Origin of the sequence: Richelia intracellularis HH01 (assembly GCF_000350105.1) — a bacterium.
GTDB classification, from domain to species: Bacteria; Cyanobacteriota; Cyanobacteriia; order Cyanobacteriales; family Nostocaceae; genus Richelia; species Richelia intracellularis.
This window is the reverse complement of the sequence record NZ_CAIY01000044.1, coordinates 95,480-111,207: the sequence shown is the minus strand read 5'-3', so window position 1 is coordinate 111,207 and position 15,728 is coordinate 95,480. Positions and strand designations below refer to the sequence as shown.

Annotated in this window: 8 protein-coding genes and 1 pseudogene; 3 read left to right on the top strand and 6 right to left on the bottom strand. The window is 31.3% G+C overall.

Going from position 1 to position 15,728, the window contains the following annotated elements:
* Positions 1-55 precede the first annotated feature (55 nt).
* From RINTHH_RS05285 to rpaB, 4 genes and pseudogenes are all read right to left on the bottom strand, one after another.
* Complete coding sequence (locus RINTHH_RS05285; protein WP_044304748.1) at positions 56-838, bottom strand: DUF1350 family protein; 783 nt, start codon at positions 836-838, stop codon at positions 56-58.
* 165 nt (positions 839-1,003) lie between these two features.
* Entirely contained in the window at positions 1,004-1,732 is a 729-nt protein-coding gene (locus RINTHH_RS05280) for a hypothetical protein (protein ID WP_008233766.1), read from the bottom strand.
* Between the two features lie 3,613 nt (positions 1,733-5,345).
* Positions 5,346-5,995: pseudogene (locus RINTHH_RS05275) on the bottom strand (cofactor assembly of complex C subunit B).
* A gap of 124 nt (positions 5,996-6,119) precedes the next feature.
* Complete coding sequence (gene rpaB, locus RINTHH_RS05270; protein WP_008233764.1) at positions 6,120-6,848, bottom strand: response regulator transcription factor RpaB; 729 nt, start codon at positions 6,846-6,848, stop codon at positions 6,120-6,122.
* A 174-nt stretch (positions 6,849-7,022) separates the two neighbouring features.
* Between rpaB and radA the strand changes: the two genes are divergently transcribed.
* The 3 genes from radA to RINTHH_RS11365 all read left to right on the top strand — a co-directional run bounded on the left by radA (position 7,023) and on the right by RINTHH_RS11365 (position 11,691).
* Positions 7,023-8,552: a DNA repair protein RadA gene (gene radA / locus RINTHH_RS05265; RefSeq protein WP_008233763.1), complete on the top strand. Its 1,530-nt coding sequence runs from the start codon at positions 7,023-7,025 to the stop codon at positions 8,550-8,552.
* 1,510 nt (positions 8,553-10,062) lie between these two features.
* Positions 10,063-10,935 carry a Cof-type HAD-IIB family hydrolase gene (locus tag RINTHH_RS05260; protein WP_008233762.1) on the top strand — a complete coding sequence of 291 codons (873 nt, stop codon included), beginning with the start codon at positions 10,063-10,065 and terminating at the stop codon, positions 10,933-10,935.
* A gap of 621 nt (positions 10,936-11,556) precedes the next feature.
* Positions 11,557-11,691: a hypothetical protein gene (locus tag RINTHH_RS11365; RefSeq protein WP_008233761.1), complete on the top strand. Its 135-nt coding sequence runs from the start codon at positions 11,557-11,559 to the stop codon at positions 11,689-11,691.
* 270 nt (positions 11,692-11,961) lie between these two features.
* Here RINTHH_RS11365 and RINTHH_RS05255 read toward each other — a convergent pair whose 3' ends face one another.
* Entirely contained in the window at positions 11,962-12,657 is a 696-nt protein-coding gene (locus RINTHH_RS05255) for a phosphate ABC transporter permease (RefSeq protein WP_008233759.1), read from the bottom strand.
* Between the two features lie 47 nt (positions 12,658-12,704).
* Positions 12,705-13,535 carry a 4-hydroxy-tetrahydrodipicolinate reductase gene (gene dapB, locus RINTHH_RS05250; RefSeq protein WP_044304693.1) on the bottom strand — a complete coding sequence of 277 codons (831 nt, stop codon included), beginning with the start codon at positions 13,533-13,535 and terminating at the stop codon, positions 12,705-12,707.
* Between the last annotated feature and the right edge of the window lie 2,193 nt (positions 13,536-15,728).

The window sequence follows — 15,728 nt, the reverse complement described above, 5'->3', positions numbered from 1 at the left end:
TAAAGCTTATACAAAATACATTAATAATAAACAATTAAAAATATTGAGCAAACTCTTATAGAGATTTCCTGGAAAATATTGCTAGTGGGTTCAACCACACATTTATAGTGTATTTTAATTGATTTAAATCCCTATATGCTTCTTGTCTAAGCCACTGTCCCATAGCATCTAAAGGATTAAATTCTCTACCTAGTTTCCAACTCAAATCTTGATTAATTGGTGTGAAATGATTTCCTTGTAGGGTTTTTGCTGTTAGCATCTCTGGAAAGCGTTGTTGTAAAATTTTCCTTAAAATTGTTGATTGGTCAAGAGTATCGTGGGTGAATCTTATTAACAGGTTACGGCGAATATTATAATTTTCATGAACCAAATCTTGTGTTTCTTGAGGAGTGGGGGTAAATTCAATATTTAAGTTAGAGTTTAACTTTTCCACCAAAGGAATAGCATCACTTGCTGCATAGTTATTGAACGAGATGAGTATATTACCAACCCTATCTACTTTATAAAGACTACCAATAAGTAAGTGAATTTTACACCCCATGCTATGCCCTACTCCATAAATTGGTAGATAGGCTTTACCAAGTACAGATTTTTTTTGTAGGTATAGTAAAGCCTGATCAAAGTCAAGTAAAGCTTGTTTGGCAATTGTAATATGGTCTAAACTATTGAGGAATGAAGTAGCAATGATAATAAAACCCTTTGCCGACAGATTTTCTAATAATAAGCGGTAAGTAATATGGGGTAAATAACCAACAAATGCTCCACCTAAGAAATGAACAATACCGATGGGATTACGTGGTACTATAACCCAATTACTTGATATTTCTTGCCAATAAATATTGCTCATTATCCTGGTAATCATTAACTTCAATCTCGAACTTACAGTATTGTTATATTAAATCCCAATTAGAATTTGTATATATTTGATATTAGGAGTGGAAATAATACACTACCGAGGTTATTTTATTAAAATTCACTCAAATAATTCCAAAAAAATAGAAACTTAAGACTGACCTTGTAATTTTTCCATTTCATTTTCAACCTCGAGTATTATCTGTAATGTTTCATTTAGTAGTCTTCCATGTTCAGCTGCTTTTTCTGTTATATATGCTCCGGTTAAATTAGTTAAATTCTCTGTAAATAAATCACTGTTGTTAATAATAAATTTTTTGTTTTCTCTTAATATCTTTTCTGTTTTTAGTGCTTTTACTAAATCAATTCTTGCTATTTTTAAAGCTGATACTACTTTATCCCTATCTTTAAGTGCTACTTCCTGATTTCCTGCTGCTTCTATCTGATCGTTAATATCTATAACTCTAATCAAAGCATTATATCTATCAATATCATTTAACAAAATTCTCAGAGGAGCTGTCATATTAACATTCACTATCTTTTTTCTTTGCCACCAAAGCAAATATAAACTAAATTGAGTTAAATAAATTAAAGACAAAATTGATAGTATAAGTAAAATCCAAGATGGTATAGATGGTAGAGGTAGCCAGAGCATCAAGAAATTAATCATTACTTTAAAAAGTAAATAAGTAATAATGTATAAAGATAATCCTAAGAAAAAGATTGTGGGGCTTTCTGAAACTTGAAACTTATGAGTCCAAAGCCTAAATATTATTTGAAAATAGTTTTTTACTTTTGTTAATTCATACTTGACAGGTAAATTCGTAAGATATCTTAACTCTTGTGGAGTAATCTCTAAGCCCTGTAGATCTTTATCCATAGTTTTAACTTCCTCATTATATATGTTTGTATAGTATTATATAGCAGGTCTTATTATATAAAATCAGTGAAGTATTGATATTACTTCAAGTGAAAGTTATCTATTTTATCTATCCATTATTGAATGAATTTATTTATTAAAGTTAATTTATCTCTAAAATTTTATTTAATTTACTATTAGACTTTGATAAATACATAGTAAAAAACTTATAAAGTGGTATTACATATTCAAGTATATATAGCAATAAAAATAGTGATTTATTTTTTAAATAAAACTTTAGAGTGGTAATAAAAGAAGAGATTGATATCAATATAACTAGAATTATTTAACAACCATGAATATGGTATCTCTAATCATAAATATAACTAACCTACAACAATAAGCAGCGCTTCATGATTGTATGAATCAGCGCTAAAATACCAAAATCTATTAAAAAAAGGATTATATGTGGCTTTAAAATTAGGATCTCCTTAGGCAGTTAGTGTCAGTATTAGTACTATAATTTTAGCTACACTATTTCCTTTCAACTTTTCATATAGTTTAATTGTAGAAATTAACAATTTATTTTATGCGTTTCGCCATACTATAAATATTAGTGATTCTATCAATAATATTTTATTATTTTTTCCTTTTAGATTCTCCTTAATAGCTTTTTTGATAAAGACGTATAAACTCAATATTTTCACATTACTAATAATAGTATTTATTATCAGTTTTAGCTTATCTTTGACTGTGAAAATGCTACAATTATTAAAATCTTCCAGAGTAATAATTGTAGCTAATTTTATTAACAATAATATTAGTGAACGGCTGGGAATTATCTTTTTTGTATGTGGAAATATAGAATGAAGTATTCTATTTAGCTATCAACAAATACTTCTCATAATTCTTTATCTATAAGTAATTTAATCATCATCGCTATTACGTACAGTATTTTATATCTAACAATTTCTTTAAGTTTACCTATCATCACTAGTTTAAGTAATTAGAATCCACAATATTATTTGAATCTTGTGAAGGAAGTAACAGGACATGGAGCTTAGGAAGGTTATATTTCCAAGTTGGTAATTGCAAATCAGGCTATTTCTAAGGAAGAGGTAGCGAGGGCTTTTGCGAAAATAAGCTATTACCAAATAACCACCCTGCTTTAATTACTAATTATCCTTTGCAAGTGAGAATAGGTTTGTTGATATTATAGGTAATGCTCTACCTTTATATTTGCAAAGATAACAGAAAAATATAAGATGTAATTAAGGTGTTTATTTATCTTCTAATCAATGGTTAAAAACACTATACCCAGCTAGTTTAATTACGATCCATATTCGTCATACTTCCCAATTTACTTTCAGCACAAAATTTCAAGCAAAATATATATATCAGGATGGTTTAATTAGGATAATTTCTCTTTCGCAGTATATATACAAACGCAACTTTACCTTATTATCTCAAGATAAATATAATCTGGTTTTGAGAATGTGTACACTACTAAGTAGGAATAATGCTACTAATCCACATTTAGTAATTCCAGATTTTTTTACTGATGGCAAATATCATCATTTAATAATTACTCACAATGGGTTAGTAATTGAGTTTTATATTGATATAATCACTACCATATATATGTCAAATTTAACTCTAGGCTTTGCACTTTTTTAACTATTTGGCTTTCCTTGGTAGTGCTTGATATCTTTAAATGGTTATTTTCAGCTAATTTATGATGGTGCTTATTATGGTTTTATCTTCATATTTTAGGGAGGATTAGCTGGGTTGATTACTATTATGTTAGTAACAGCTTTAGTCGTATTACCATCAATTATCTTGGAATTATTACTATCATATTAGTGTATACTGGCGATGGGAAAATGCAATTTTTTGTATAACTATAGTATATGTATCAATGATTTTATTTAGACTAGAATTACGGCTAAAGAATCATACACTATCTTAATTATTTTACTTTTATATAAAGACTATTTAGCTATTTTCTTTAATTGAGATGTTATATCAGTCTATTATCCATATTAATATCTAAATTTGGACAATTTAAATAAGGTATCTGCATAATAGAGGCTAACCATTATCTTGACAGCTTGGTTAGAAATGAAGTGTAAAATGTACTTAGTGGTAATAAATATATATAATACCAATTTATAGTATTACCATTTTGAAGCTGCTCCATTGGGTAATAAATATCGCTGACTTTTCTTATTATGATTTCAAATATGATATTTATTACGTTATTGTTAGGTTATATTTACTTGTAATAAATACTGTCACTATTTAACTTTATATTGTAGACTCGTTTACAATATGACTAACACAGTATTCAGATGTATCAATCTATGATTTAATGGGATACTCTAATTTAATTTGAAATTCTGGTGCTTATCTACAGGACTTATTAATATCCTGAGATTTTCGGAATGAGGTAAAGTTTTGATAACCCCTATCTAACTAATTTAGTGCTGATTAATCTGTTATGTATTTCAACTAGGAAGTTTAACCAGTAACTTTAAATCAAAACATAAATTTTATTGACAGATATATTGAGTTTTAACTGCATAACCTAATTTATGAATAAGTGCAAATCTTATTATCTTCTATTGTCTTAATTCAGAATAGAACAAGAATAACAACTAGATAAATATAACTTATATTTATCAGCAATATCCGCAAATATTCTTATTATTTTAACTACTCAATATATTTTATCTCTATTGAGATTAATCTGGTAAGCTTGAATAAAATTCCTGATTCTATCAATATAAGTATTTAATTTTTATCTACTTATCAGTTTATGTTCACTAAATTTGCTTATATATCAAGCTATATTTAGCTGAGTTACTACTGTCTTTTATAATAAAAATATTCACAATAATTATACTCACTCAACAAGGATAAGAATTTGATTATTATATGTTTTTCTATTAATTTCTTTTTTAGAAAACTTACTATTTGAATTCCATTATAAATACCGAAATTATAATTTAAATTTTAGCATTTAATAGTTAGGATATTTCTTTCAGAAACTTTTATAAATTATATATTTAGATGTCAATTATTTATCAGTTTAGTTAAACCTTTCCAAAATGTAGTTGCAGCTTATTTTAGATATTCTGATTATACTCCTGATTTTCATTTTACTGCGTGTTTCTGCAATTTTATTTATTTTTATTGTCTGTTATCTTTATCCAAGATGTATATAGATAATGACATTAGTAATTTTAGAATCTCTAAATTTATGTTTTATTTTAGTCTCTCTATTTTTTAGAGTAACATTAATTTAGTTGTTAACCACTTTATTATATTTATTGCTATCAATTAGTAGAAATGGCAATTGATGGCGATAAATATATTCTGCAACTGTCACTCTAAATCAAATATCTGAATAGCATTCATATTCAAGAAGTAAAAAATTATAAAGCCGGGTAAACCTCTGGAAAACTCAGCAATAAAAAAATATAATAAAAATCCTTATCTATCTTAACTTACCAACACACCCCTATTATTTAAATAAGTAACTAGATAAAAGATCAACTTCTGTACTTACCAATAAAATATTAGATAATCGCAATTAAGAATTCTATTAATTATAGTAAGAATGAAACTTTATTCAAATGCTATCAATTATATTGAGGGTAACAGCTAATTTGTCAGCTATTCCAGCGATCCATCTTTCGTCTTGTTTCGTATAACTGCGGGGTGCATTAGCACCTAATATTAATACACCTTTATTTCCAATGGGCTGGCAAATTATTCCTTGCGTATTATCTGGTAGAAAACCAAACTCTACTCGGCCAGGATAAATATTTAAGTCAACTAGATAAATAGGCTTTTCAGTTTGAAGTACTCGGTTTAAGATACTTCCTGGTTCTACGTCAGATCTAGGTCCCAGAATTCCACGACGTAATAAAACCTGACCTTGAAATAAAATCAAGAGTGATTGGGTAACTGTATTTGTTAGCAGCAAATGTGAAGCCCAAGCTAGTTCTGTTTTTACTGCCTGCGGTAGTTCTGGGAGCATTTCAAACCCCTTATTACCGATTAATTGAACTGCATTAGGGGTTTTGGGCTGTACCTGTTGCCAAATCAATCCTGTCAATATCAATACTGAACTTAACACTACCCCCAATATGTCTCCTCGTGCCTGGGAACTAGTGATCTCTGGAGTTGTCAAACGATTAACTAGCAAAAGTAAAGCTCCTAAACCACCAATAAATATAGGCAAATAGCGTATAATTTTTTTGGATCAGACTGAACCATACTTGAAATTTTTGATTTGTCAAGTTATTTTAGTCGGTAATTAGAAACCGAGTCAGAGTTTAAGCGTAAAAAACCAATAACTAGATTACGAGATACATCTCTCCTCAGTTACTGATTTCCCAACTTACTCCTCTCCTGGTTCAATAATACGTTGAAAAAGATAACCAGTGCCTCTAGCTGTCAGAATTAATTCTGGGTTACTGGGATCATCTTCTAACTTGGCTCTCAGTCTAGATATGTGGACATCGACCACACGTGTATCTACATGGCGTTCAGGAGTATATCCCCATACTTCCTGTAAGATTTCAGAACGGGAAAAAGCTTCCCCTGAACGACCAACTAGCAATTCTAGCAAACTGAATTCCATACCGGTAAGTCGGATTCGCTCATCACCTTTGTATACCTGACGTTTGTTAGTATCAATTTTAATATTGGCAATTTGAATAACACCTGAGCTAGGAATTCCAGAAGCTCCCATTTTGTCTACTCGTCTTAAAACTGAGCGAATCCTTGCTTCAAGTTCCTTAGGAGAAAATGGCTTAACCACATAATCATCTGCACCCAATTCTAAACCAGTAATGCGATCAGCAACATCACCTAAAGCTGTGAGCATAATAATGGGAACATCAGATTCCTTACGTAGTTCTTGACAAACTCCATAACCATCAATTTTTGGCATCATTACATCCAAAACTACTAAATCAGGGGATGTTTTGTGGAATATATCTAAAGCTTCTTCGCCATCGCCTGCAGTTACAACATCGTAACCAATCATAGATAGACGTGTCTCTAGAATACGACGAATACTAGCTTCGTCATCTACCACCAAAATTTTTTCTTTATGACTTTCCAAATTTATAAGTTCTCCCTAATACAAGTGTATTACTATGAGTTTTCAATATCATAATATTAATAATACTTAAGACACTATCTTATTAATATGTTTAATCAACATCATAAACACTAATAGCATTAGACTTTTATAAATGGCAAAAATAAAGTGAAAATACTTAATTAAGATTTAAGAATGGCAAAGCCAAAGATATATTATGTTTGCAATGAATGTGGTGCAGAGTCTTCTCAGTGGTTTGGGAGGTGTCTATCCTGTGGAACTTACAACAGTTTGGAAGAGCAAATTATTATTCATTCAGCAACTGATTTGACCAGTGGAATAATAAATAGGGGGAAATTACCACAAGGTAATAGGGGGTCTAACCAAAAATCAGCTAAACCAAGAGCTGCAGTAAGGTTTGATCAAATTAGTGATAGTCAATTGTTACGTTGGGCTTCTGGATATGAAGAGCTAGATCGGGTATTAGGAGGGGGAGTCGTTCCAGGTTCTATGGTGTTAATTGGTGGTGATCCTGGGATTGGCAAATCTACTTTGCTTTTACAGGTTTCGAATCAACTGGCTCAAAATCATCGGACTCTTTATGTTTCAGGAGAAGAGTCAGGACAACAGATCAAACTTAGGGCATCTCGTTTAGGGGTGACAGAATACTTTCCAGAGGATATAAATTGTAGCAGTTATAACCATTCATCAAACATAGTATCTTCAGAGGAATTAGCAGCTATTAATCTCCATCAATCAGGTTTATATGTGTTGCCAGAGACAAATTTGGAAAATATTTTAAATGAGATAGAATCTCTGCAACCCAATTTGACGGTAATTGATAGTATTCAGACAATTTTTCTCCCAAATTTGACTTCTGCTCCTGGTTCTGTAGCACAAGTGAGGGAATGCACTTCCGCTTTAATGAAAGTGGCTAAACATAGAAATACTACAATGTTTATTGTTGGTCATGTTACTAAAGAGGGGGCAATAGCCGGGCCAAAAGTATTAGAACATCTAGTAGATACAGTATTATATTTTGAGGGAGATCGCTTTGCTTCCCATAGGTTATTAAGGACAGTAAAAAACCGTTTTGGAGCTACCCATGAAATAGGGATCTTTGAAATGGTTGAAAATGGCTTGAAGGAAGTACCTAACCCCAGTGAGTTATTTTTAGGCAATCGTGATGACCCTGCACCGGGTATAGCAATTGTAGTGGCTTGTGAGGGTACTCGTCCAATAGTAGTTGAGCTACAGGCCCTAGTTAGTCCCACTAGTTATTCTTCCCCACGCCGCTCTACTACTGGTGTTGATTATAGCAGATTAGTTCAAATTTTAGCGGTATTGGAAAAGCGTGTGGGTATACCCATGTCTAAATTAGACTCCTATGTTGCTTCTGCTGGGGGGTTAAATGTAGAAGAACCAGCAGTAGACTTGGGGATGGCGATTGCTGTGGTTGCAAGTTTCCGTGATCGCATTGTTGACCCTGGTACAGTATTAATTGGAGAAGTAGGATTAGGAGGACAGGTGCGTTCTGTATCTCAAATGGAATTAAGGTTAAAGGAAGCAGCCAAACTAGGCTTTAAGCGAGCAATTATACCTAATGGACAAAAACACCCCAGTATTAACATTGAAATTATGCCAGTTTCCAAGGTAATTGATGCAATTATTGCTGCTATTCCTCAACAGGCACTAAATTTCGAGGATTTTGCAGTAGATAATTAATGAAGAGAAGATAAAAATAGTCTATATAGAATTAAGACTATACTTTTTTCAAAATAAATTATTTTCATTTTTTTGGCTATTAACTTAGATTGGAATGACTACAAGTCAAGTCTTAAGTAAGATACTTGAAAATTTTTTATTTAAAAGTGTATATATTGATCACAGCAAACACAGCAAAATTCTAAGCTAGAATCGTGCACTACGAAAGTAAATATGCCCAAATTACCACAACAAATCCTAACCTTTAACAGAATATTAGTTTTAAACTAGTCAAGGTTGCAAAAAAGATAAATACTTACAATTAAAGTCTTTAGTTTTGCAGGAAAAATTTATTGATACTTTTAGCAGGTTTACCAATATATCCCATTATTTTTCTAGAGATTTATTCAGAATATTGATTGAATCACTTAGTGATAAAGTTCTTGATATGAAAAATTATTGGATAGATAAATAACAACAAAGCTACTAGATAGATAACAGCTTAACAAGAAGATTAAGATGGAAAATAAGTGGTTTAAGGTAAGCAGAAGTGTATCATACATAAAATATTACTTCTGATTTTTAAATGCAAGTTTGTACTTAGTTGTGATAATTTCAACTATTATAATCTGTCAATACCTATATAGATATTCAGCGCCCTCAGGAGACCGATTCAAGGTACTGCTTAAATAGCCAAGAAACCGGAAACAATTTATTAGGTAGATAAATAAAAGTTATTAAAGCTATGTTCTTCTCAAAAAACCTAAAATACCGAGTACTTTTATCGTTAATTATCAGATTGAAAGCTCTAAGTCCAATTTATTATTTTTTCATGTGCTGAAAAAGCTAGAGGAAAAGTTAAGGAAGCTTCTGAGGAAAGATAAACCCAGTTAAAGTTTATGAAAAGATAGGACAAGTATAACTACAGAAAACCGTGAGCTATACTACTAATGAAATTAATAAAAATAAAGGGTTAAGTCTATGATCATTTAGTTCTCAATAATCCTTTTGCCAAACTGCACTTATCTGATGATCATCAGATAAGTGCAGTTTGTACAATCCAGATTGAATATTTTTATAATTATTTTATGCTTGTTACCACTGCTGAATTATAGAAATTTTACTTGATGTGTATAAAGTAATGATATTCACCAAAATATTTCCAGTCTTGAAATATTTCAACTTAAATTCTGAGTTATTTAACAACAATGTAATAATTCTTGCTTATTAGTTTTCTATGAACATTGAACTAGTCCACGCTACTCTGTTTATTTAGTATTAGTTTATACATACCAATGTGCTGGTGATAATTGGACTCGATGTGTTACTTTTAAGGAACTTGAGTGATGGATAACAGTAATAGTAACCATTAGTAATAATGGAAAATATAATTATGTTAAAGAAAATAAAATAAGAAATGTAAAATCATAAAATTTAATAATGTAAAGCTAAATGATTTATTTTTGGTTCTAACGACATAATCTTGGTAGGTTATTAAAAATAATCTCATTCAGGTTTGAATAACTACATTATGCAGGACACAGCCATAACTGCAAATACCAAAATTCCTAACCCAGATATTAAACTCCTAGTAGTAGATATTGATGGTACAATTGTTGGGGATGATAATAGTGTTAGGAAAATAGTAAAACAGGCTATTGACAGAGCCAGATCCAAAGGAATCAGAACGGCGATTGCAACAGGGAGGATGTACTGCTCTGCATTGCAGTTTTATAAAGAAGTCATTTCTGACTTGCCTATAATTGCCTATCAAGGAGCTTGGATTCAAGAACCAATAACAAATGTGAATCACCGCCATTTAGTTGTTCCTCGATTAATTACTGAGAAGTTATTAGAATATTTTGAACAACCAAAACTCAGAGACATTCTATCAGTTCATTTTTATATAAATGATAAGTTATATGTGCGCGAGCTCAGTCAGGATACGAAAGCGTACGCACAACGCTCTGGAGTAAAACCTATTCCTGTGGGGGATTTACGTAAGACTTTAGACAACGAACCTACAAAAATCTTAGCTTTATGTAAAGACCATAATATAATCAATCAATTAATGCAAAATATACGATATCAGTACAATCCTAACCAACTCTACTTGACAAAATCTCTTCCCACTTTTCTTGAAGCTGCTCACCCTCAAGTCAATAAAGGTACAGCAGTCAAGTACCTTGCAGAGGAGATCCTGGGATTACTATCTTGTAACGTTATGACCATTGGCGATAATTTCAATGATCTGGAAATGATAGAATATGCAGGTATTGGGGTAGCTATGTCTGATGCTCCTGCTCCGGTAAAAGCTGCAGCTCAGTGGGTTGCTCCTAGTTTTAAAGAAGATGGGGTAGCTGTAGCAATCAATAGATTTCTGTTGGGAAACTCTAGGGGGTAAATAAACCCAAGTTCTAGAAACAACAATGACTAACCCTTAATCTGTAGTACATCATAGGAAATAACCTACTATAAATTAAAATCAAAATGTATATTTCTAAAATATTTGCTGTTAATCATTGATACTGCTATCGGTAATTGTGGGCATAGGATAGCCGAAGCAAAAATGACCAGAATTAAATAGTTCAGTTTCCGGGAGAACTGTATATTATTGGTACTCTCCATGAAAATTTTCCCCTGTTGCACTGTAGGGCTACATACAGATAGCCAAGAACAACAGAAAATTATGGGAATTAAATTACAATAATTAAAATCAATGAAAGCTCTTAACGTTCAGGCTATAGGTAAGTCTAGAATTTGGGAGTTTTTGGGGTATATCGCATAAATTTAAAACTGAAATTAGACACTCTCAAATTGATAAATAACACTAAAAATGAGAACGGGCACCGACGACTGGCCATGTTTCGTCTCGGTGCCCATTCTTAAATCACCCCTCACACTGAATAAATCCTATCCAAACATTTTTCCTTTGTCAACTACTGTTACAAGACCCTGTTAAATAGCTATTATTTTATCAAATATAAAAGTCTTGTAATGTTGGTATGAAAGACTCCATTGATAAATGTCTTCTCATGTATATAGTCATACTAAAAGCTTGGTAGCAATAGATAGTGAAAATGCTTGCAATTCTAATATTCAAAGTGGTAGTTATTATGGCCGTCAACATGAAATATCTTGTCAGGTTTTGTCAGGATGATATATTTTCTGTTCAATTAATTTCAAACAAATTCAGTCGATTGGATTAATTGAATGAATTTGTTTGAAATGGCTTTGGCTATAGCAGTAATAACATCAAATATTTCTAGTAAAAAACAAAAATAAATCAATATTATCGATTCCTCTCGATTGTTGATATAAGAATCATGGATTGTAGAGGTCATTATAATTTTTTTATGTAATATCTTAATGAAGTTATGAAATTTGGATTGATAGGCTTATAAGAACAGTATCAAAAGTAAAGGCAGTCCTAATCTCTACTTCTACGTTTGTGCCATCGGTGTTTCGCTGTTTGCATTTCTGGAGATTCGCGAAGATGGTGGCTCATTTCCATAAATATATCTCTGCGCATGTAAGGATAATCATTAACCCATAATTCTCTACTCGGAATAAATAATTCAGAAATGCCCTCAATTCTACTTAGATCAGTATGGTTAGACATGACTAACATTTCCACCTTTTGACCAATTGCAATTGCTTTGTATGCAACTCTTAGTGGTGCCTGTACTTGGGTAGAAAATCCTGTTTCATCCCCAACTTCCAAGTTAATACGTTTCTCCCTGTTTTCTACAATTACTAGCTCACCCTGATTATTTACAGTTTCTTGTTGTCCCATTAGCTCATCAGTAATCCACCAATCTAAAATTCTGCCTTGAAAAAACCCGCTGTACTTATAACGACGACATTTTACATTGCAGATGCTTGCCCAAAATACAGGTGCCCACAACCAATAAAAACTCCCTATAAGTCCTAATAGAAATAAGATAGAATCAAATTTGCTCCCAAGAATGGTTTTAACTATCACAGCTATTGATGCTGAGACAACGGAAATTAATAATCGTTGCAAGATATCAGGGAATTTGCCCCAATAGTACTTATATTGGGAGGCAGTTGCAACTAAGGGTATTAACTGCTCAAATTTTTGGCGAGTAATTGGGACAAGCATCGAAAACTCTGGATTTTAGATTTTTGATTGAGGGGTTAATAATTTGGTCAAAGGATTTTTTCTAATCCATATACTAAGGACTTTAACCCTATAACTTTACGAATTGCTAGTAATAATCCTGGCATATAACAAGCGCGATCACTAGTATCATGACGCAAGGTATAAAGTTGTCCTGGTGCACCAAATATTACCTCCTGGTGAGCTATTAATCCTGGTAAACGTATGCTGTGGATTCTAATACCCTCACGCCCTTCAAACCCTCTAGAACCTATTAAATTTTCTTTCTCTTCCACTATTGGTACATTAAAACTCTTACCCATATCAGCCAACATCTCCGCAGTTTTAATAGCAGTTCCACTAGGTGCATCAGCTTTTTCATTATGGTGTAATTCGATGATCTCCACATGATCGAAATGTTGGGAGGCCTTTACCGCTGCTTGTTGCAATAACACCATCCCAATAGAAAAATTTGGAATTACCAAACATCCTGTACTTGCCTTAGCAGTAAATTCGGCTAAATCCTGTAACTGTTCCAGACTTAATCCTGTAGTTCCAACTACAGGACGAATACCATAAGCAACTGCGCTACGAATATTGTCATAGACAATATTTGGATGAGTAAAATCAACCATTACTCCTAATTGCTTCTCTTGAGAAGCAATTAGGAGTAATGGTTCTAGTTGATTGGTAATAGGAACTCCCAGTGGTCTACTCAACCCAGATAATTCTCCTATATCTTTACCTTGATGTTCGGGATTTATATCAATAGCACCCACCAAATTCATATCAGTTGTTTGTGACAATGCTTTAATTACCTCACGCCCCATTTTACCAGCAGCACCATTAACAACAACAGGAATAGGAGATTGATTGACCATAATGTTTAAATACATTAATTCATGTAGAACAAGCGCATTTTAGGCGAATTTGGACTATAAGTGTAAGGTTCATTGGGGAACTCATAAATTGTAATCAAGTCCAAGCACCCCAAAACTTTTATGTTTTGCCTTTTTTCAAAAAAATATAATGACTAAAGACGTACTTAACTAAAAAGTATCAGAGTCAAGATCTAAATTTGATGGATGTAATAAGGAGTAATCTAAGCATGATGGATGATTGACGATCAACTTTATAGTTCAAGAAAAAATTATAAGAAGTCTTTACCAGATATAAGTCTGCATAAACGTTAGTATTTTTTTAATGGACGGTAGCTGAAGTTAGAAATACATTTTATAGCCTAAGTAAACTTAAGTAAGAAGCACTTAGATGATAAAATATAGATAAAAGGAGCACACATGGACTTATAATGCTTACTTTAGTATTTCAAGAGTACTTGGCTCTTGAGATTTCCTATAGATTGTTAATAACTTAGTACTAAAGTTCTTCTTAAAAACTCTTATAGATTTATAACTGTGTTTAGCACTCCCTAACTAGTGGCTATTATTAGAAGTTAAAATTACATCTACATAACTCTTTCTCCATTAATTTTACTCTTTAATGGCATGCTACCATATGTAGTAATTTCAATTATAGATAATTGCCTAATTTATTTTATAAAGTTCAGATATATAAGTATTTTCAAACAACGAAGCTAGTATAATAATGAATGTTGATATATGCTTTGTTAAGCAACATTCAATTAATCTAAAGTTAAGGAATTAAACTAATGGTTAGTATACCATACTTTTATTAGTTTTTATATTTTGAAAAACACCAAACATTATTTCAATTTATTCTGTCAAGATCGAAGATATTTAAAAGCTTCCGGCTTTGTAAGTATATAAACAAATAGAAATAGCTCTGATATTATTCTTCAAAATCACTTAATGTTTTTAGACTATTAGAAAACATATTATTGAAAATATATATGTATAATAGTTAACCAATTTTTACCTAATATTTTGTTTGTTTAATAATATAGAAATCTAACAAATTTCTTAAAATAAAAGTGTGAAGATAACTTAAATATATGCTGGGTATTTAATTTATATTTTTAACAAATATGAAGATGCAAATATATTATAGTAGATTAATATCTTAAAATTTAAACTTGTCATAAACTGTAAGCAAGTGTAATGTTATTATCCGCTCTATAAAATTAATCAAAATATATAATAGCAAAATTTTATAGTTAGTCTTTGAACCTTTGGCTAATAATAGTATTTTGTATACGTATGTATTTGGGCTGGCGAATTCTCATAAACTCCTCTATATTAAGAATAATAATAGTTTTACAATAACTATTATCTATTGCTGTTAAATTTTATACCTTCTTAAAATTTTAACTTTTACTTACAGATAACACCATACAAAATAAAGGTTAGAATCGCCATCATATGATTTATATCTATTTATTATCCTTCAAGGCATTTTTGCTCACTTCTATCTAATACCATAGCTAAGTTATCTACTAACACTACATCTGCTACAAGCATAAATACTCAAACTTGCTACCCTAGATCAAAATGTTGCTAAATTAGCAACATTTTGGTCTATTTAAATTAAGCCGATGTAATACCATAAATATTATATTGGCTTATCGGTTTTGTATTTGATTTAACTTAGGCGTATATTTTCCCAGAATAAGAATTATTACCCGATAGGTATTAGTAGTAAAAATTGTTTGTAACTTTAATTTATCTACCATTTTCAGATACGAGTTATTGAAAGTTATTCCAAAATAGCTGAGTTTATGGACAACAGACGATACATGGTTTATCTTTTAACAATACTAACAAGTCTTTCCATTAGACTCTGTACTATAGGGTTGCATCGTAGGTGTAGATTTTGGGTGCTTGATTTTCGGGATTACAAGTGAAAAATGTAGGAATAAAAAACATGTCAAAGAGTGCGTTTATTCTAAATAAAGGAATAGTTTGAAATATCATTATGCCTCATGTATTAGTTCAAGAGAAAACTATTGAGTGCGATTATAAAGAAAATCTATGTGGGGTTTTATTGAAAACCTTTGTGGAAATTGTCTGTTGTGGCATTTTATATAGTTAAAAATTAAAGGTGAGGTATTATCTGTAAAGTTACTGGGTAAAACAAAACATTCCCCACGTTTCTGA